15 protein-coding genes and 1 pseudogene are annotated in these 19,131 nt (G+C 73.4%); 7 read left to right on the top strand and 9 right to left on the bottom strand.

The genetic code is table 11. From position 1 onward, the window contains the following. Positions 1-174 precede the first annotated feature (174 nt). The gene (locus FH609_RS18350; protein WP_139668899.1) at positions 175-1,083 is read left to right on the top strand and encodes an aminoglycoside phosphotransferase family protein; all 909 of its coding nucleotides are present in this window, start codon (positions 175-177) and stop codon (positions 1,081-1,083) included. A 27-nt stretch (positions 1,084-1,110) separates the two neighbouring features. Here the strand turns inward: FH609_RS18350 and FH609_RS18345 are convergent, their stop codons facing one another. From FH609_RS18345 to FH609_RS18305, 8 genes and pseudogenes are all read right to left on the bottom strand, one after another. Continuing rightward, the gene (locus FH609_RS18345; RefSeq protein ID WP_139668897.1) at positions 1,111-2,583 is read right to left on the bottom strand and encodes a sulfatase-like hydrolase/transferase; all 1,473 of its coding nucleotides are present in this window, start codon (positions 2,581-2,583) and stop codon (positions 1,111-1,113) included. 26 nt (positions 2,584-2,609) lie between these two features. Then, positions 2,610-3,602, bottom strand: coding sequence for an aliphatic sulfonate ABC transporter substrate-binding protein (locus tag FH609_RS18340; protein WP_139668895.1), 993 nt, complete (start codon positions 3,600-3,602; stop codon positions 2,610-2,612). Positions 3,603-3,675: 73 nt separating this feature from the next. Continuing rightward, entirely contained in the window at positions 3,676-4,491 is an 816-nt protein-coding gene (locus tag FH609_RS18335) for an ABC transporter ATP-binding protein (RefSeq protein WP_139668893.1), read from the bottom strand. Further along, the gene (locus FH609_RS18330; protein WP_226961780.1) at positions 4,488-5,417 is read right to left on the bottom strand and encodes an ABC transporter permease; all 930 of its coding nucleotides are present in this window, start codon (positions 5,415-5,417) and stop codon (positions 4,488-4,490) included. Before FH609_RS18330 ends, FH609_RS18335 begins: the two co-directional genes overlap by 4 nt. Positions 5,418-6,268: 851 nt before the next feature. Continuing rightward, positions 6,269-7,408: pseudogene (locus FH609_RS18320) on the bottom strand (ROK family transcriptional regulator); the annotation flags it as partial. A gap of 230 nt (positions 7,409-7,638) precedes the next feature. Continuing rightward, the gene (locus FH609_RS31150) at positions 7,639-8,154 is read right to left on the bottom strand and encodes a hypothetical protein (protein WP_193317937.1); all 516 of its coding nucleotides are present in this window, start codon (positions 8,152-8,154) and stop codon (positions 7,639-7,641) included. Positions 8,155-8,221: 67 nt separating this feature from the next. After that, the gene (locus FH609_RS18310; protein ID WP_226961779.1) at positions 8,222-8,851 is read right to left on the bottom strand and encodes an SDR family oxidoreductase; all 630 of its coding nucleotides are present in this window, start codon (positions 8,849-8,851) and stop codon (positions 8,222-8,224) included. Between the two features lie 8 nt (positions 8,852-8,859). Then, entirely contained in the window at positions 8,860-9,606 is a 747-nt protein-coding gene (locus FH609_RS18305; protein WP_405378995.1) for an alpha/beta fold hydrolase, read from the bottom strand. A 390-nt stretch (positions 9,607-9,996) separates the two neighbouring features. Here FH609_RS18305 and FH609_RS18300 point away from each other — a divergent pair, with 390 nt between their 5' ends. The 3 genes from FH609_RS18300 (at position 9,997) to FH609_RS18290 (ending at position 12,683) form a co-directional block, all read left to right on the top strand. Beyond that, positions 9,997-10,575 carry a sugar O-acetyltransferase gene (locus FH609_RS18300; RefSeq protein ID WP_139668891.1) on the top strand — a complete coding sequence of 193 codons (579 nt, stop codon included), beginning with the start codon at positions 9,997-9,999 and terminating at the stop codon, positions 10,573-10,575. A 31-nt stretch (positions 10,576-10,606) separates the two neighbouring features. Next, positions 10,607-11,239, top strand: coding sequence for a TetR/AcrR family transcriptional regulator (locus tag FH609_RS18295; protein ID WP_139668889.1), 633 nt, complete (start codon positions 10,607-10,609; stop codon positions 11,237-11,239). A gap of 139 nt (positions 11,240-11,378) precedes the next feature. Next, positions 11,379-12,683, top strand: a complete 1,305-nt coding sequence (locus tag FH609_RS18290) for an MFS transporter (protein ID WP_139668887.1) — start codon at positions 11,379-11,381, stop codon at positions 12,681-12,683. Positions 12,684-12,720: 37 nt separating this feature from the next. On the opposite strand, the gene FH609_RS18285 is transcribed toward FH609_RS18290, so the two are convergent. Continuing rightward, a complete protein-coding gene (locus FH609_RS18285) occupies positions 12,721-13,605 on the bottom strand; it encodes a glycosyltransferase family 2 protein (RefSeq protein WP_139668885.1) in 885 nt (294 codons plus the stop codon). Between the two features lie 501 nt (positions 13,606-14,106). On the opposite strand from FH609_RS18285, the gene FH609_RS18280 reads away from it, so the two are divergent. The 3 genes from FH609_RS18280 (at position 14,107) to FH609_RS18270 (ending at position 17,937) form a co-directional block, all read left to right on the top strand. Then, entirely contained in the window at positions 14,107-15,165 is a 1,059-nt protein-coding gene (locus FH609_RS18280) for a sugar ABC transporter substrate-binding protein (RefSeq protein ID WP_226961778.1), read from the top strand. A 119-nt stretch (positions 15,166-15,284) separates the two neighbouring features. Next, positions 15,285-16,811: a sugar ABC transporter ATP-binding protein gene (locus FH609_RS18275; RefSeq protein WP_405379007.1), complete on the top strand. Its 1,527-nt coding sequence runs from the start codon at positions 15,285-15,287 to the stop codon at positions 16,809-16,811. 67 nt (positions 16,812-16,878) lie between these two features. After that, entirely contained in the window at positions 16,879-17,937 is a 1,059-nt protein-coding gene (locus tag FH609_RS18270) for an ABC transporter permease (RefSeq protein ID WP_405379004.1), read from the top strand. Positions 17,938-19,131: the final 1,194 nt, after the last annotated feature.

Below are 19,131 nucleotides of genomic sequence, written 5' to 3'. Positions count from 1 at the left end.
GCGTTTCGGATGGGGCGGCGGGGGCCGAGCGGAAACGATCAACAGCACGGAGTCGAGGGGCCGATGGGGCCGAAGAGCAGCACGGACGCCAGCACGAGCGGCAGCACAGACGGCGGCGCAGACGGCGGCGCGCGGGGCGGGGCGGGCGCCGCGCCGGTCGCGGGGAGCGGCAGGATGCACGAGGACGAGCTGGATCTCGACGAGGGGCTGGTGGCGCGGCTGGTCGCGGCGCGGTTCCCGCGCTGGGCCGGGCTGCCGGTCCGGCGGGTGGCGTCGTCGGGCACGGACAACGCGATGTTCCGGCTGGGCGAGGCCCTGGCGGTGCGGCTGCCGCGCGCCCCCTGGGCCGGGGCGGCCGTCGAGGCGGAGGCGCGGTGGCCGGCGCTGCTGGCACCGCATCTGCCGGTGACGGTGCCGGTTCCGCTGGAGGTGGGCGAGCCGGCCGAGGGCTATCCGCTGCGCTGGTCGGTGCACCGCTGGCTGCCCGGGCACAATCCGGAGGTCGGCCGGGTGGTCGAACCGGAGCGGCTGGCCGGGGAGTTGGGGGCGTTTGTGCGGGCGCTGCGGTCGGTGGAGCCGCGGCCGGGGGCGCCGCGCGCCAGGCGGGGCGTGCCATTGGCGGAACGGGACGCCGAGACCCGGGACGCGCTGCGGCAGCTGGCCGAACTGCCGCCCGGCGCCGAGTCGTTGGACGTGGCGGCGGCGACGGCGGTGTGGGAGGAGGCGCTGGCGCTGCCCGGGTACGCCGGTCCCGACCGTTGGCTGCACGGCGACATCTCGCCGGGGAACGTGCTGGTGAGCGACGACGGCCGGCTGAGCGCGGTGATCGACTTCGGCGGGGTCGGGGTGGGCGACCCGACCGTTGATTTGCTGGTGGCCTGGAACCTGCTGCCCGCCGGGGCGCGCGGCGCGTTCCGCGCGGCGGTGGGCGCGGACGAGGCGACCTGGCTGCGCGGGCGGGCCTGGGCGCTGTCCGTCGCGTTGATCCAGCTGCCCTACTACCGGATCACCAATCGGGCGCTGGCCGCCAACTCCCGTCATGTGATCGGCGAGGTGCTCGCCGACCACCGGCGGGCGGGCTGAAACGGGCCGGCCGTCGCTGACGGTCGGTCAGGGCGCGGCCGGGCCCTCGGGTTCGAAGGCGCTGAGAGTGGGGTCGTGGTCCAGCTCCCCGATGTCGTACATCGGGGTCATCCAGTGGTAGAAGTTGTCGCCGCGCTCCCGCAGCAGGTCGTAGAGCCGCCTGACCAACCGGCGCCGTTCGGCGCGTAGTTCGGGGTCCTCGTAGCGGTTGGTCAGCTCGTGCGGGTCGGCGTGCAGGTCGTACAGCTCGTTGACGGACTCGGGGTTGACGACCAGCTTGTAGCGGTCGTCGAGGATCATGCGCTGCGGGTAGGGGAAGTGGTGCCCGTGGAACTCGGCGAGCAACTCCCCCGGCCAGTCGGGGTGTTCGCCGCGCGCCAGGGGCAGCAGGGAGCGGCTGTCGGTGGCCGGGGTCGGGTCGGCGCCGGCCAGCTCCAGGATGGTGGCGGTGCAGTCGGTGAGGCTGACCAACTCGTTCCTCGTCTGCGGCGGTCCGCCCGGCACCCGGAGGATGCCGGGTATTCGGTAGATGTCCTCGTACATCGCCGGCCCCTTGTCGTGGAGCCGGTGGGCGCCGGTGAACTCGCCGTGGTCGGCGGTGAAGAACACCGAGGTCTCGTCGGCGAGTCCCAGCTCGTCCATCCGCGTCAGGATGCGCCCGATCTGCTCGTCGATGAGGGTGACATAGCCCCAGTAGACGGCGATCAGCTTGCGGCTGACCTCGGTCGGGAGGGTGTCGAACGTCCAGTGGGCGCTGTAGTTGCGCTGCACCGGCGGCTTGCCCTCGAAGGTCTCGGCGACCGAGGGCGGCAGTGGGACCCGGTCCGGGTCGTAGCGGTCGTAGTAGGCGTCGGGCAGCAGATAGGGCAGGTGTGGGCCGAAGAAGTGGGTGGCCAGGTAGAACGGGCGCCCGTCGGCCGCGAACCGTTCCAGCATCTCGATGGCGCGGGTCGCCAGGTAGTGCTCGAACGTCGCCTCGACCGGCTGGTGGAGGCGGGCGGCCAGCAGGTTGCCCGGGTTGCCGTTGGGCGTGGTGCCCCGGATCGGCTCGCTGATCCGGTAGCCGGGCAGGCCGCGTTCCGCCAGGTAGGCGAGGTAGTCGGGGTGGTCGACCGGGTTGTGCCAGCCGGGCAGGTCGGGGCCGGCGAACCCGTAGGAGGCGGCGTTGCGTTCGGTCCCGCCGTGCCACTTGCCGACGAGCCCGAGCTGGTAGCCACGCTCGGCGAGGGCGGCGGGGAAGGTGAAGACGTCGTCGGAGAGGTCCTCCAGATAGCCGACGTTCCGCTCCTGGTTGGCCAGCAGCCGGTGGCGGAACGGGGCCTGCCCGGTGAGCAGGCTGGCCCGGGCCGGGGTGCAGATCGCGGTCGGGGTGTAGAAGCGGTCGAAGCGGGTGCCGGATGCGGCCAGCCGGTCCAGGTGCGGGGTGGCGACGGTGGGGTTGCCGTAGCAGCCGAGAGTGTCCACCCGGTGCTGGTCGGTCATGAGGAAGAGCACGTTCATCGGACGGATGCTATTCGGGCCGTCGTTCATCGGGCGGCCTCGACATAGCGCTCGGCGTTGTAGTAGTCGTCCCAGGCCGGCACGGACTCCAACTTGTCGGTCTCCACGAAGAACTCGGCAAGGCCGTCCAGCCACTGCCCGGCCGTGCCGTCCTCGGTGGCGGCCAACAGCTCGTCGGTGGACAGGAGTTCGATGTTGGCGGCGTCGGCGGCCATCGCCTCGGGCGAGATCTCCAGCAGCTCGGCGGTGAGTTGAATGGTCTCGTCGGGGTGCGCGGCACGCCAGTCGTTGGCCTCCTGGAGCAGCCGCACGACGCGGGTGGCGACGTCCTCGTCGACGTCGTTGCCGGCGACGAACGCCGTGGGGAAGGAGTCGTCGGGGAAGTCGCGGGTGCTGGCGACCTCCACCAGCTCGGGCACCTGCTCCTTGATGGTGTCGATCAGCGGGTACCAGATGCCGGCGGCGTCGATCTGCCCGGAGGCGAACGCGGAGACCACGGTGGCCGGGTCCATCGGCACGACCTCGATGTCGTCGGTGGTCATCCCGGCCTCGCGCAGCGCCAGGCCCAGCACCATCTCGCCGGAGGTGCCCTCCGGGACGCCGACCTTCCGGCCGGCCAGGTCGGCGACGGAGGTGATGCCGGGCTGGGCGATGACGCGGTCCGCGTAGGCGAGGGTGTTGATCGAGATCACCTCGGCCCGGTCGCTGGCGGGCAGCCACATGGCGCCGGGGCCGATGTAGCCGAAGTCCAGATCGCCGGAGCCCAACGCCTGGATCTGGATGGGTCCGTTGGTGAACACCGTTGTCTGCGGGTCGAGTTCGTACTTCTCCCACAGGTCCTGCTCGTCGGCGACGGCCAGCAGGCTGGCGCCGTTGTAGTCGCTGATGTAGCCGAACCTGATCCGGTCGGCGGAGTCCGAGTCGCCGCCGGACTCGTCCTCCCCGCCGCAGGCGGTGGCGGTGGCCGCGAGCAGCAGCAACGTGGTGACGGCGACGGTTCCTCGACGGGGTGCGCGCATGGCGGGGCTTCCTTGGTGGCTTCGGTGTTCGGGGTTGGGGTTCTCGGGGGGAACGGGAGGGCGCGCGGCCGGCTCAGGCCGGGGCGCGGGGCGCGGGCGGCTGGTGGTAGACGGCGTGCCAGACCTCGTTGCGCAGCGCGGCGAACTCCGGGGAGAGCCGCGCCTCCTCGGTGCGCGGATAGGGCAGGTCCACGTCGATGACCCGGTGGACGCGGCCGGGCCGGGCGGCCATCACCACGACCCGACTGCCCAGATAGACCGCCTCGTCGACATCGTGGGTGACAAACAGCACGGTGCGCCTGAGCCGGCCCCAGGTGTCCAGCAACTGGTCCTGGAGCTGGACCCGGGTCAACGCGTCCAGCGCGCCGAACGGCTCGTCCATCAACAGCACCCGGGGATCGACGGCATAGGCGCGGGCGATGGCGCAGCGTTGCTTCATCCCGCCGGAGAGCGTGCGGGGCAGCGCGTCGGCGAACTCGGCGAGGCCCACCAGCGCGATGGCCCGCTCGGCGCGCTCCCGGCGCTCCCGGGCGCCGAGCGGCTGGAGCCGCAGCCCGAACTCGACGTTGCCGCGCACGGTCAACCAGGGGAAGAGCGCGTACTGTTGGAAGATCACGCCCCGGTCGGGGCCGGGCCCGGTGACGGGTTCGCCGTCCACCAGCACGCGCCCGCCGGTCGGTTCGACCAGCCCGGCGGCCATGCCGAGCAGGGTGGACTTGCCGCAGCCGGACGGGCCGACGACGGTCACGAACTCGCGGTCGGCGATGTCCAGCGACACCCGGTCCAGGGCGGTGAGCGTCTCGCGGCCCAACGGATAGGTCCTGCTGGCCTCCTGGAACGAGATCCGGGGAGTAGCCGTGGGCTTGGCGGTATTCACGGGGGCGTTCATCGGCGTTCCTGCCATCCGGTGAGGCGACGCTCGGCGAACAGCAGCAGCCGGTCCATCAGCAGGCCGAGCACGCCGATGGAGATCAGGCCAACGAAGATGGTGGGCAGGTCGTAGTAGAGCTGGGCCTGCTGCATCCGGAAGCCCAACCCCTCCTGCGCGGCGATCAGTTCGGCCGCGACCAGGGTCGCCCAGGCGGAGCCGAGGCCGATCCGCATCCCGACCAGGATGAACGGGGTCGAGGCCGGGATGACCACCCGCAGGAATATGGTGTGGTCCCGCGCGCCCAGCACGCGGGCGGCGTTGATCAGGGTGCGGTCGACGTCCACCACGCCCTGGAGCGTCGCCACCACGCTGGAGAGGAACGCGGCCAGGAAGATCACGAAGATCTTGGGCGTCTCGTCGATGCCCATCAGCACGACGGCGAGCGGGATCAGCGCCAGCGGCGGGATGGTGCGGAAGAACTGCACCCACGGCTCCAACAGCCCACGGGCGACGGCGTACCAGCCCATCAGGAAGCCGACCGGGATCGCGGCGAGGGTGCCCAGCGCGAAGCCGACGAAGACGCGGCGCAGGCTGGCCAGCGCGTCCTCGGCGAGGGTTCCGTCGGAGGCCAACTCGCCGAAGCGACGGCCGACTTCGGCCGGCCCCGGCAGGCTCTCGACGTTGGCGGCGGCGAGCGCGGCCCAGAGCGCGAGGCCGAGGACGAGCGCGACGAGGTTGAGCAGCGCGCCGCGGAGGCGGCGGCGGGAGCGCGGCGCCGCCCCGGGGGCGTCGCCGCGGGCGGTGGTGGCGGTGGTGGCGCTAGCGCCGCCGCCGGGGGCGGCGGGGCCGGCGTTAGGGGTGGCGGGGTCGGCGCCAGGGGTGGCGGGGTCGGCGCCAGGGGCGGTGGAGTTGCCGGAGGCGGCGGAGTTGGGTATCTGGCTCACCACGTCACCGGTGCCTTGCTGGCAGACGCCTCGCCGACGGGGAGCGCTTTGCCGGCGGGGGACGCCTTGCCGACGGGGAGCGCCTTGCCGGCGGGAACGGGAGCCGCGCCGGCAGCCGGCACGGCCGGCTCAGCCGGAAACACCGGCGCGGCCGGGGAGGCCGGCACAGCCGGAGAAGCCGGCAGGGCCGGGGAGACCGGCACAGCCCGGGAGACCGGGGAAGCCGGCAGGGTCGGAGAAGCCGGCGCGGCCGGAGAAGCCGGCGCGGCCGGAGAAGCTGGCAGGGCCGGGGAAGCCGGCACAGCCGGAAACACCGGCGCGGCCCGGGAGACCGGCACAGCCGGAGAAGCCGGCAGGGCCGGGGAGACCGGCACAGCCCGGGAGACCGGGGAAGCCGGCAGGGTCGGAGAAGCCGGCGCGGCCGGCACAGCCTGGGAGACCAGGGAAACCGGCACAGCCGGAGAAGCCGGCACAGCTGGGGAGACCGGCACAGCCCGGGAGACCGGCACAGCCGGAGAAGCCGGCGGGGCCGGGGAGACCGGGGCGGCCGGGGAAGCTGGCGGGACGCCACCGGGGGCGGGCCCCGGGGTCGAGGTTCCGCGCGAGGACGTCAACGCGACTCCGCCGAGCCTGACTTCGGCACCACGTTCGCCCGGGGCACCGCCGGCCGAAGAGGCATCGCCCCGCCCGGCGGGGAGCACCGCATCGTCCAGTGACGCGCCATCCCGGACAGCGGGGCCGGGGCCGCCGGCCGGCGCGGTCCCGTTCCGCCCGGCAAGGGCCCCGTCGGGGGCCCCCAGGGGCCCCCGACCCGGTCCGTTCGCGGCCTCGCCGCCAGGCGAGGCCGCCCCGTGGAGGACCAGCGCGATGCCGCCGAGCGCCCCGCCCGCCTCGCCCAACGTCGCGCGGCGCAGCGCGACATGGCGGCGCGAGGTCGGCATCACCCGCGCCTCGATGGCCCGTTGGACCGGCGCGGTCAACGCCTCGCCGGCCCGAGCCAACTCGCCGCCGAGCACGACGAGTCCGGGCCCGACGACCTGGCAGGCCGCCGCCAGCACGGCGCCGACGCGTTCGCCCGCCTCCGCCAACACCGCCCGTGCGACGGCGACTTCGGGACCCTCGTCAGTGGAGCGGGCCGCGTTCAGCAGCCGGTCGAGGTCGGGGGCGGGGCCGCCAACCTCGGCGTGGAACGCCTCCAGCACCGCGCCCAGCGAGGCCACCGTCTCCAGGCAGCCGACGCCGCCGCACTCGCAGGCCCGGCCGCCCGGCTCGACCACGACATGCCCGAACTCGCCGGAGAGGCCGCGCGGGCCCCGGTGGAGCGTGCCACCCACCACCAGGCCGCCGCCGACGCCGTGGGAGAGCCGCAGGTAGAGCACGTCGGGCGCGCCGGCACCCGCGCCCCAGGTCGCCTCGGCGAGGGCGGCGAGCCGGGTGTTGTTGTCGACCAGGACCGGCACTCCGAACCGTTCGCGCAGCAGCCTGACGGGCTCCAACTCGCCATCAATGGCGTCCTGTTGGGAGACCGGGCCGACCAGGCCGAGCCCGATGGCGTCCAGCGCGTCCAGCCGCAGGGCGCCGCCGGCCAGGGAGCCGAGCAGCCGCTCGGCCAGCGCGACCCGTTCCACCCAGGGCAGCCGCGCCGGGTGCGGGGCGCTGGCCGAGCCGATCGGCTCGTGCGCGACGTTGACCGCCGCGACATGGACCGCCCGGCGGGCGAAGTCGATGCCGATCGCCAGCCCGGCGTCGGGGTTGAGGCTGAGCGTCTCCACCGGCCGCCCGCGCCGCCGCTCCCCCGCCCCGGGCGGCGCGGCGACCACGGCGCCGCGCGCGACCAGGCTGCCCACGATGTCGTAGAGCGTGGTGCGGGAGAGCCCACTGTGGCGGCCGAGGGCGGCCCGGGTCAGCGGCCCGTGACGGCGCAGCAGTTCCAGCACCGACCGTTCGTGACCCGCCCGCAGCCTGGTCAGCGGGGTGTCCTGTGGATTCATGCCGGACAGCCTGCGGCGGCCGAATATTTACGTCAACGGTCCGGAAAAAAGCTGGCACACGGCGCCATACGCCGTTCACAAACCCCCGCGAAGCGTGCCGCGCGCACCCCGTGGGAGAGCTGGCCGACAGCGACGAACGAGGACCGTTCATAACATTCCGGCAACGCGACACGGTCGCAACACCGCGTTCACAGCCGGGCGTTCGGGGGTCGGCGGCGCTCGGTGGTCGTTCAGTCGGCGGGCGTGAAGTCGTTGAACTCGACGCAGGATTCCTCGCCAGCGTACGACGGGTCGTCGCCCTCGCCCGGCCGATCCAGGTAGTGGACGCTGGTCGGGCGGCCCTCGTCCGGGCCGCTCTCGACATAGGCGATGTCCACCCGGTCATAGGCACCGTCCGCCCGCACGCCGAGCGCGATGTCGTGCTCCTCGGCGATGGTGGGCGCGCCCTCGGGCCAGGACATTCCGCGCGCCACCTCGTCAAGGGGCTCCTTCGCGACGGCCTCGCCGTTCTCCACGGTGATCGTCCAGGAGCCGGCGGACTCCCCGCCGCAGGCGCTCTCGTAGGAGGCCCAGGTGTAGGTGTAGTCGGCTGGTTCGTCCCAACCGGCCGCCGGCGCCCCGGTGTTCGCCGCCGGCGCCCCGCCCTCGGCCTCGCCACAGCCGGCCAGCAGCGACGCCCCGACGGCGGCGCCCAGCGCCCAGGCCGCGCCCCTCGTGCCCGTTCTTCTGCCCGTTCTTCGGCTCATGAACCTGGGACGATCCCGCCCGGAGGCCGGTTCCTCGTCCCGCGACGGGCCGACGCCGTCGGCCCGTTCAGCGCAGGGTGATCAGGTTGCCGGTGACCAGGGCCGCCTCGTCGGAGACCAGGAAGGCGATGGTCTCGGCGACCTCCTCGGGCGCGGCCACGTGGAAGTGGGTGGTGCTGTTCTCGACGAAGGCCCTGACCTCGTCGGTGATCCAGCCGGTGTCGGTGACCGGCGGGTGGACCACGTTGGCGGTGATGCCCTGGCGCGCCAACTCGGCGGCGGCGGAGAGGGTGTAGTGGGTCTGGGCCGCCTTGGCCGCGCCGTAGGAAACCTCGCCGGGAAAGCCGAGTTCGCCGCCGCCCGAGGTCAGGCCGACGATCCGGCCCCAGTAGGCGCCGCGCTCGCGGTGCCGGCGGGCGAACTCGGCGATCAGCAGCGCAGGCGCGTGGGCGTCCACGGCGAACTGGCGGGCCACGGTCTCGGGGGTGACCGGCCCGGAGGTCCGGCCCACGGCGTCGGGCCGGCCGGCGGCGAAGGAGTCCTGCACCCACCCGGAGGCGTTGTTGACCAGGATGTCGACCGGGCCGAGCAGTTCCTCGGCCGCGTCGAGGAGCCGGGCGGGGGCGGTGGGGTCGGCGAGGTCCGCCTCGCAGGCGGCAGAATTTCCTCGCCGGACCGGCCCCGGCCCGGGGAGCACCCCCGGGATCAACAGGCGCGGGAGGCCCGCAGGGAGCGCCAGAAGTCCACCAGGGCCGTCGCGGTCCGCTCGGGCGCGTGCACGTTCGGCGAGTGCCCGCCGCCCGGCACCGTGATCAGCCGCGCGCCCAGCGCGTGCGCCATGCGCGCGACGCCCTCCGGGGGCCAGGTGAGGTCGGGGCTGCCGGAGACGACCGCCACCGGGGTGTCCAGCTCGGCCAACTCCGCGCTGCGGTCGGGCTCTTCGAGGAGCTGCCCGGCGGCGGCCCGCACCTGGGCGGGGTCGTTGGCCAGCCACCGCACGCGCGGGAAGTCCCGCACCTCGGACGGAACGTGGGAGGGCACGTCGGGGGCGTCGTTCCCCAGAAAGGGCCAGATGTCCGCGAGCGTCATGGAGTCGAGCGCCGAGAGCAGCAGCCGCAGCCGGTCCCGCTGGGCGGGCGCCACGGCGCCTGGGCCGAAGTTCATCAGCGTCAGGGAGCGCCAGCGGGCGGTGTTCCCCCGGCCGCGCAGCAGCGCGGCCCTGGCGATGAGCCCGCCATAGGAGTGCCCCAGCAGATGCACCGGCCCGTCCCCCAGGGCCCGCGCCAACGCGGCCAGATCCTCGGCGAGTTGGTCGAGGGCGTACGCCCCGGGCGACGTGGAAGGGCCGGACGACGCGAACGAGCCGGGCCGGTGGAGCTGAGCCGTCTCGTACTGGCCGCGACCGTCGATGGCCACCGCGCGGAATCCCGCCCGGCTCAGGGGCGCGAGCACCGGCTCAGGGGCGCGAGCAGGGGCAGGAAGTCCTCCTTGCTGCCCATGAACCCGGGCACCAGGAGCACGGTCCCCGCGTGCCCGTCGGCCGTCGCCGGCCGGGCGTCGACGGCCCGGCGTCGACGGCCACGAAGTCACCGCGCGCGGTGACCACGGGACCCACCCGCGCCCCGACCGGCAGCGGCCCCAAGGCCGAAGCGGCAGGTCATCCACCCTATGGAGTGCCGGTTCGCCCGCCAGTGCCCCCCGGCGGGGAGGGCGCGGGCGGCGCGCCCCCCGCGTGGGCGGTGGGCGGCGTGGTCCCGGGTCGGTGCCCGGAGGGCTTCCGCGAGGGAAGTCACAGGTCAGAGCGGGTGTACGTTCGTACACCCGAGGTGTAGTGTCGGGCGCGTGACGGACTACTTCGCGGGTGATGACCGCAGCAACCTGGAGCGGATGCTCGCCGGGGACTTCTATGTCGCCGACGACCCCAGAATCCTGGCGGCCCAGCAGCGTGCGGTCCGTCTGGCCGGGGAGTACGCGGCGGCCTACGCCACCGACATCGAGGGCGCCCAGTCGATCGTCAGGGAGCTGGTCGGCTCCCTGGGCGCGGACGCCCATATCCGGCCACCGCTGTTCGTCGACTACGGGAGCTACCTCTCCGTCGGCGACCGCACCTTCATCAACTACAACCTGACCGCGCTGGACGTCGCCCCGATCACCATCGGCGCCGACTGCCAGCTCGGCCCCAACGTGCAACTCCTCACCCCCATCCACCCGTTGGATCCGGGGCCGCGTCGGGACAAGCTGGAGGCGGCCAAGCCGATCACCATCGGCGACAACGTGTGGCTGGGCGGCGGGGCGATCGTCCTGCCCGGGGTCACCATCGGGAACAACTCGGTGATCGGCGCCGGCGCGGTGGTCACCCGGGACATTCCGGCCGATGTGCTCGCCCTCGGCAGCCCCGCCCGTGTGATCAGGTCGCTGTGATCCGCTCCCGCGTGCCCCCCGGGCCCCGGCCGTGACGGCGACGACGCCGTTCGGTCGGCACGACCCGGACCGTCGGGACCGCATTGTGCGCGCGGCCCTCGACGTGATCGCCGAGTCCGGCGTCGCCGGGACCTCGCACCGCAGGGTCGCGGCGCGGGCCGGGGTGCCGCTGGGCTCGATGACGTACCACTTCGACGGCATGGACGCCTTACTGCGGGAGGCGTTCACCAGCTTCGCCGACACCGTGGTGGCCCTGTTCGAGGAGCGGCTCGGCGCGGCCCGGAACGTCGCCGAGGCCAGGGAGGCCGTGGCCGATCTGGTGCACCACCTCTCCCGGGGGGACGAGGGCAACCAGCGGGCGGTCGTGCTGACCCACGAGCTGTACACGCTGGCGGCGCGGAAGCCGGCCTTCCGGGAGTTGACCCGGGAGTGGATGCGCCGCAGCCGGGTGGCGCTGGAGTGGCACTTCGATCCGGCCACCGCGCGGCAGTTGGACGCGTTGATCGAGGGGCTGGCCATCCACCGCGCGCTGGAGACCGAACCGCACGACCGGGCGCTGACGGTGGAGGCGATCGCCCGGATCACCGCAGGGGCCGAGCGTACGGGCCCAACGGGCCCGACGGGCCCCGGTGGAACGAGCCCCGGCGGAACCGCCGCGCGCTGACCGCAGGTCGCGCCCCTTCGCACTCCCACACCACCCCAGAGCATCCAGCGCGCCGCCACGCGCCCGCACACAACTCCAGTACGCCCCCAGCCGCCCACCCACCACCCCAGTACGCCCCAGCACGCCCGGAAAGAGAGCCATGTCCTCCCTCACCGCCACCGACCGCCCCGTCAGGGCGCGTTGCGCGGTCGCCGCGCTGTTCTTCACCAACGGTTTCCTCTTCGCCAACGTGGTCCCCCGCTACCCCGAGATCAAGTCCGACCTCGGCCTGTCCAACGCGGCGCTGGGCACCGCCATCGCGGCCATGCCGCTGGGCGCGCTGGTCCTCGGCCTCGCGGCCAGCCCGTTGATCAAGCGGTACGGTTCGGCCCGCACGGCGGTGGTCAGCCAGCTGCTGATGGGGTTCAACATCCTGCTGGTCGGCACGGCGCCGAACTTCGCGGTGCTCTGCCTGGGCCTCTTCCTGGCCGGCAGCCTGGACGCGATCACGGATGTCGCGATGAACGCCCACGGCCTGCGCGTCCAGCGGCGCTACGGGCGTTCGATCCTCAACTCCTTCCACGGCCTGTGGAGCGTGGGCGCGGTGGTCGGCGGGATAGCCGGCGCCGGCGCGGCCCAGCTCGGGCTGTCGCTGGCGGTTCATCTCGCGATCGTGGGCGCCCTGACGGTGGGCTCGGCGCTGACCAGCTCCCGGTTCCTGCTGCCGGGGCCCGAGGACGCGGAGCGCGCGCCGGGCAACGGGGCCGACGGAACGGAGGGAACGAACGGGGCGGCCGGCGCGGACGGCGCGGCCGGGCGGCGGAGCTGGCTGCGGCGGCCGGTGCTGATGGCGTTCGCGCTGCTGGGCCTGATCACGGCGGCGACCGCCGTGATCGAGGACGCGCCGGCGTCCTGGGGCTCCAACTACCTTCAGAACGAGCTGGGTTCGAGCCCGTTCATCGGCGGGATGGCGTTCATGGCGCTCCAGGGCACGCAGACCGTCGCCCGGCTCCTGGGCGACCGGGTGGTGCACCGGCTGGGCGACCGGGCCACGGCCAGGATCGGCGGCCTGCTGGTGCTGGTCGGCATGGGCGTGGCGTTGCTGTGGCCCTCGGTGCCGACGACGGTGCTGGGCTTCGGGCTGTGCGGGATCGGGATAGCGACGATCATTCCGGCCGCGTTCCACGCGGCGGACGAGATTCCCGGGCTGTGGCCGGGGGCGGGCATCACGGTGGCGGCGTTCCTGCTGCGGGTCGGGTTCCTGGTGTCGCCGCCGGTGATCGGGCTGATCGCGGACGCGGAGTCGATCCGGCTTGGCCTGGTGCTGGTTCCCGTGGCGGGGCTGGCGCTGCTGGCGACCTCGGGCATCCTCGACACGCGCCGCACGGACGACCCGGTGCACGGCGGGGATACCGGCAGCGAAGCGGGCACCGGCACGGACAGCGCGGCGGCCCGCGCCAGGTGAGCCCGACGGCGGCCCCGGCACCGGCCGGCGCACCGCGTCACACCAGCGGCGGGCGGCCGGCCCTGGTGAGACGGCGGACCGTGTGCCAACTCATCGGCGCGCGGCGGCCGTAGCCACCGCGCCAACCCTCGGCGAAGCCCTGGAACGACACCCGCAGCGCGTGGCCGCGCGTCCTGGCGAGGGTGAGCAGCAGCCAGCTGGCCAGGTTGAACGGGACCAGCACCCGGGGCAGGTTGCGGCGGGCGAGCCAGACCCGGTTGCGGGCGGTGAGGCGGTAGAACCCGTCGTGCCGCGCCGGGTTGGTCGCCGGGTGGTGGACGACGACCTCCGGCGTGTAGCGGCCGGTGTAGCCGTGGTCCCACAGCCGCCAGGCGAGGTCGATGCCCTCGTGGAAGAGGAAGAAGTGGCCAGGCCAGCCGCCGACCTCCTCGAAGGCGGAGCGCCGCACCAGCACCACGCCCTCGGCCATCACGGTGGCGACCCCGCCGCGCTCCGGGTCGGAGGAACGCAGCCGGGGCACCCAGCGGCGGAGCGTGGTGCCGTCGGGGTCGGCGATCCTCGGCTGGACATAGGCGAGTTCGGGGTCGGCGCGCAGGGTGGCGGCGAGCCGGGCGAGGGCGTCGACGGTGGGCAGCACCGCGTCGTTGTCGAAGAACACCAGGTACTCGCCGGCGGCATGGCGCGCGCCCACGTTGCGGCCCTCGGGGATGCCGACGTTCTCCGGCAGGGAGACGGTGCGCAGCCCGTCGGGGACGCCCTCGGGGACGCAGCCGTTGCCGACCACCACGATGTCCAGCTCGACGCCGCGCTGGGCGCGCAGCGAGGCCAGCGCCTCGGCCATCTCGCGCGGGCGGTCGTTCATGGTCAACACCACCACGCCGACGGTGGGTCGCTCGTCCCGCCGGGGGTCACTCACGTCCATCTACCGCTGCCTCCCGTCGCGCGCGCCGCCGCGCGTACGCCTGCCGTTCACCACCCCGTAGGCCGGGGGATGCCCCACCTTAGAACGTTCCGGGAGGCGTTCCGTGGCCGTTGCGGCCGTTCCGGCCCAACGGCCGCAGACATAGGGTCACTTGCCCGCCCACCCGTGCGGCCCGAAATCCGGTACACCGCTGTGAGCTGGCATTTCGTCATGGGCTTTGCACGCCCCATAGACAGCGCACCGCGCGGGGTCTATAAAACGATCCCATGTCTAGGTCGCGTTCCCGCGCGGCCCTCCCCCACCCCGCGTCCCCCACTCCCGCGTCCACACCCCCATCGCCTCCCCCACCGCCGTCAAGTCCTCCGTGCCGCGCCGCCGTTGGCGGCGCGCGCCGCGCCAACGGCCCGTCAACGGCTCGTCAGCGGCTCGTCAGCGCTGGAACGCCGCGCGCCGCGCCGCCCCCGGGCGACCACGCGCCCGTCCGAAGGAGAAGAGAACGACGTGAAGCTCCGTACCACCAGGCTGGCCGGCATCCTCGTGCTGTCCGCCGCGCTGCTGACCGCCTGCGCCGACGACACGGGCGGCGGCGGGGGCGCGGGCGGGAGCACCATCGGCGTGGACTACCCGAGGTCGGACACCGACTTCTGGAACTCCTACATCGACTACGTGCCCCGCTACGCCGAGGAACTCGGCCTCGACATGAAGACGACCAACTCCGGCAACGACGTGGCCACGCTCGCCTCCAACGTGCAGACCTTCGTCAGCCAGGGCGTGGACGGGGTGGCCATCGCGCCGCAGGACACGGCGGCGGTCGCGCCCGTGCTCCAGACCCTCGCCGAACGGGACATCCCGGTGGTCACCGTGGACACCCGGCCCGACGAGGGGGAGGTGTTCATGGTGGTGCGGGCCGACAACCGCGCCTACGGCGAGCAGGCCTGCCACTATCTGGGCACCCAACTCGACGGCGCCGGCAAGGTCGTGATGCTCCAGGGCGACCTCGCCTCGATCAACGGCCGGGACCGCACCGAGGCGTTCAACGAGTGCATGGCCGCCAACTACCCGGACATCCAGGTCTTCGGCGAGGCCACCAACTGGGACGCGGCGACGGCCGCGCAGAAGCTCCAGACCACGCTCACCGCGCACCCGGACGTGCGAGGCGTCTACATGCAGGCCAGCTTCGCGCTCTCCGGCACGCTCCAGGTGCTGGACCAGCTGAACATGGCGGTGCCACCGGACGATCCGGAGCACGTCTTCGTGGTCTCCAACGACGGCATCCCGCAGGAACTCCAGCTGATCGGCGAGGGCCGGATCGACGCCACCGTCTCCCAGCCCGCCGACCTCTACGCCGAGCACGCGCTGCGCTATCTGCGGGCCGCGCTGGACGGCGAGACCTTCGAGCCGGGGCCGACCGACCACGGCAGCGAGATCGTCGAGGTGCGCGAGGGCGTGCTGGAGGACCAGCTGCCGGCGCCGCTGGTGACCAGGGACGGCGGCACCTACGGCGGGGTGGAGAGCCTGCCGTTCGACGACGACTCGCTCTGGGGCAACAACGCCAACTGACGCAGGCCGGCGGCCGGTTGACTGGATCTCTCGCGGCAACAGCGACGAAAGGGGCGGTGAGGGTGGAGAACGCGCGGTCCGGCGACACGGGGCCGTCGGCGGATGTGCCGCCGACGGCGGTGCGGGCGGTGGCGGTGCGGGCGGCGGCGGTGCGGGCGGCCGGGGTGACCAAGCGCTATGGCTCGACGGTGGCGCTGGACCGGGCCGGGATCAGCGTCGCCGCCGGCGAGACGCACGCCCTCGTCGGGCGGAACGGGGCCGGGAAGTCGACGCTGGTGTCGATCCTGACCGGCCTGGTCCGCCCGGAGGAGGGCGAGATCAGCTTCCACGGCCGGCCGGCGCCCCGGCTGGCCGACCGGGAGGCGTGGCGGAGCCGGGTCGCCTGCGTCTACCAGAAGTCGACGGTGATCCCCGGGCTGACGGTGGCCGAGAACCTCTTTCTGCACCGGCAGCCGACCAACCGGCTCGGGCTGGTCGACTGGCGGGCGCTGCGCCGGCGGGCGCGGGCGCTGCTGGACGAGTGGGGCGTGGCGGCGGACGTGCACGCGCTGGCCGGCGAACTGAGCGTCGAGCAGCGGCAGTTCGTGGAGATCGCCCGCGCGCTGTCGGGCGGGGCGCGGCTGATCGTGCTGGACGAGCCGACGGCGCAGCTGGACGCGGCGGCGATCGGCCGGCTCTTCGCCCGGATTCGGGAGCTGCGCGAGAGGGGTGTGACGTTCCTGTTCATCAGCCACCACCTCCAGGAGGTCTATGACCTCTGCGACACGGTCACGGTCTTCCGGGACGCCCGGCACATCCTGACCGCGCCGGTGGCCGAGTTGCCCAAGCACGAGCTGGTGGCCGCGATGACCGGCGAGGAGGTCGCCGCGCCCACCGGCCACCTGCGGGAACGCTCCGGCGGCCCGCCGGCCGACGCGTCGCCAGTGCTGACCGTCGAGGGGCTCGGGCTGGCGAACCGTTACGCGGAGCTGTCGTTCACGGTGCGCGCCGGGGAGATCGTGGGCCTGGCGGGCGCCGCGAGCAGCGGCCGGATCGAAGTGGCGGAGACCCTCTCCGGTCTGCGGGCGGCCGACGTCGGAACGATCGAGGTGAACGGGCGGCGGCCCCGGCCAGGGGATGTGCCGGCCGCGTTGGCCGCCGGCGTCGGGTTCGTTCCGGAGGACCGCCACCACCAGGGTCTCGTTCCGGACATGACGATCGCGGACAACGCCACCCTGACCGTTCCCGATCGGTTGGGTCCGAGGGGGCTGATCGATGTGCGGCAACGGGACGCCCTGGCCCGGGAGATGATCGGCCAGCTCGCGATCAAGACCCCGGGTCCGGGGCTGGCCGTCTCCGGCCTGTCCGGCGGCAACCAGCAGAAGGTGGTGATGGCCAGGGCCCTGGCCAACCGGCCCCGGCTGCTGGTGCTGATCAACCCGACGGCCGGGGTGGACGTGCGGTCCAAGGACTTCCTGCTGGGCAAGGCCGAGGAGGTGGCCGCCGGCGGCACCGGCGTGCTGATCGCCTCCGACGAACTCGACGATCTGGCGCTCTGCGACCGGGTGTTGGTGATGTTCCGGGGCCGGCTGGTCGCGGAGTTCACCGCCGGTTGGACGGACAACGAACTGGTCACCGCCATGGAAGGGGTACACGTCAATGCCTGAGCCCGTGGCCTCGGGGCCCGCAGCGCCCGAGCCGGCCTCGTCCGAGCCGGCCTCGCCCGAGCCCCGCGTGTCCGAGCCCGCCGCGCCGGGTTCCGTGCTGGCCGCCGACCGCGCGGGGGCGCCGCCCTCCCCGTCGGGCGGGCGGGCGCCCCGGCTGCTCGGTGGCCGGATACCGATGGCCAGGCTGCGGGAGTTCGCGCTGGTCCCGGCCATCGTGGCGGTGGCGATCGCCGGGTGGATCGTCGACCCGGTCTTCGTCCAACGCCAGAACCTGATCAACATCCTTCAGACCATGTCCGAGATCGCCCTTCTGGTGCTGGCGCAGGCACTGGTGTTGATCGTGCGGAAGATGGATCTGTCGCTGGAGTCGACCATGGGGCTGGCCCCCGGGGTCGCCGCCTGGCTCACCGTCAGCGAGGCCGGACAGGGCCTCGACCTGCTGCCCGGGGCGTTGGCCGTGCCGGTCACCCTGGCCGTCGGGGTGGCGATCGGCCTGGTCAACGCACTGCTGATCGTGCGCTTCGGGCTGAGCGGCTTCATCGTTACGCTGGGCATGTTGATCATGTTGCGCGGCACGCTGACCGGGATCTCCGGCGGTCAGACGTTCTTCCAACTGCCGCGTTCCATGAGCTATCTGGGGACCACCCAGTGGCTGGGGCTGCCCGTTTCCGTCTGGCTCTGCCTGACCCTGTTCGCCATCGGGATCGCGGTGCTCGGCTACACCAGCTTCGGCCGTTCCCTCTACGCCATCGGCGGCAACGAGGACGCGGCCCGCGCCGCCGGCATCCGCACCCACCGCACGGTCGCCGTGGTGCTGGTGGTCGCCGGCCTGCTGGCCGCGCTCGGCGGCCTGTTGCTCTCCGGCCGGCTCGGCTCGGTGGCGGCGGCGCAGGGCGACGGGGCGATCTTCACGGTGTTCGCCGCCGCCGTCATCGGCGGCGTCAGCCTCTCCGGCGGCCGGGGCAGCCTCTTCGGCGCGTTCACCGGCATCCTGCTGCTGTTCATGATCCAGAACGTGCTCACCCTCGGCGGCGTCCCCGCCGAGTGGATCGACGCCCTCAACGGCTCGATCATCCTCCTCGCGCTGGTGATGTCCCGCATCACGACGGGGAAGGCGCAGGACTAGGCCCGTCTCGTGTGGATCTTCGTGGAACGGTGGTGTGTTGGGTGCGGGGTTTGTCTGCGGGCCGGTGGCCGGTGCGGGGCAGCCCGTTGCTCCGTTGGTTCGTTGACGAGACTCATTGCCGGGGTTGGGGATGTGGCGCGGACCACGACGCCGGGCCTAGATGGCGCACGTTCGGCCGGGTGCGGGCGTAACGAATGCCGGCAGGAGGCTGGCTGGGAGGGGGGGCGGGGCTTCCGGGAGGTGGGGTTCGTTGCCGCCAGGGGTGGTGGGTGATGGCGGTGCGTGCCTTCCGGGCGCGGGGACTGCGGCTTGTTCGGGGGTCGGCCGGCGGCTGGGGGCGTGCGTGGCGCGCACCGGCTTCGCCGGCCTGCCCCGGCATGTCGCCCGTCTCGGACGTGACCGATCATCGGACGACTGAAAGGGACGGTGCCGGTCGTCGTTTGAAGGCGCGGTGGGTTGAGGCTTCGGTCAATGACCACGCTGCCGCGCGAACATCGTCTGCCGTTCCGATAGTCCGCGTGCCGTCGACTTCCGAAGGCGGGCGCGCGGGGGGTGGGGGACCTTTTTTCTAGGTGCCCGTTTAGAAGTGAACAGATCGTTCAACTCTAGACGGGCACCTACAGAAAGAGACCCCCACCCCCCCCCTGCCCGGAAGCCGACAAGGCGCGGACTACCACACCGGCAGGCGATGTTCGCGCGGCAGCGTGGTCGTTAACCGAACCCAACACCCACCGCCGGCTGGCCAGAACCACCGGCACCGCCCCCGTGAGCCGCCCGACGATCGGTCACGTCCGAGACGGGCGACATGCCGGGGCAGGCCGGCGAAGCCGGTGCGCGCTACGCACGCCCCCAGCGGCCAAACGGCCCCCGAACTCGGCGCGGTCCCTGCGCCCGGAGGGCACGGTCGCCATCACCCACCATCCCCGGCGGCAACGAACCCCACCTCCCGGAAGCCGCGCCCCCCCTCCCAGCCAGCCTCCTGCCGGCATTCGTTACGCCCGCACCCGGCCGATCGTGCGCCATCTAGGCCCAGCGTCGTAGCCCGCGCCAGAACCCCAACCCCCACCCAACGAGCCTCGTCGAGGGACGGCGACCAGTCGGGCTGCCCCGCACCGGCCACCGGCCCGCAGACAGACCGGGCACCACCCCAAGCCCGCTCCCTGATCCACGAAGACCCAGGTCCGGGCCGGTCCG

It is taken from the genome of Streptomyces sp. 3MP-14, assembly GCF_006334905.2.
GTDB lineage: Bacteria > Actinomycetota > Actinomycetes > Streptomycetales > Streptomycetaceae > Streptomyces > Streptomyces triticirhizae.
The sequence above is the reverse complement of the archived record's forward strand: the minus strand, read 5'-3'. Positions and strand labels throughout refer to the sequence as shown.

Bases quoted from the DNA above. Each gene is read 5' to 3' on its own strand.
- FH609_RS18350 (WP_139668899.1), top strand. From the start codon at position 175: ATGCACGAGGACGAGCTGGATCTCGACGAGGGGCTGGTGGCGCGGCTG.
- FH609_RS18345 (WP_139668897.1), bottom strand. From the start codon at position 2,583: ATGAACGTGCTCTTCCTCATGACCGACCAGCACCGGGTGGACACTCTC.
- FH609_RS18340 (WP_139668895.1), bottom strand. From the start codon at position 3,602: ATGCGCGCACCCCGTCGAGGAACCGTCGCCGTCACCACGTTGCTGCTG.
- FH609_RS18335 (WP_139668893.1), bottom strand. From the start codon at position 4,491: ATGAACGCCCCCGTGAATACCGCCAAGCCCACGGCTACTCCCCGGATC.
- FH609_RS31150 (WP_193317937.1), bottom strand. From the start codon at position 8,154: ATGAGCCGAAGAACGGGCAGAAGAACGGGCACGAGGGGCGCGGCCTGG.
- FH609_RS18290 (WP_139668887.1), top strand. From the start codon at position 11,379: ATGTCCTCCCTCACCGCCACCGACCGCCCCGTCAGGGCGCGTTGCGCG.
- FH609_RS18285 (WP_139668885.1), bottom strand. From the start codon at position 13,605: ATGGACGTGAGTGACCCCCGGCGGGACGAGCGACCCACCGTCGGCGTG.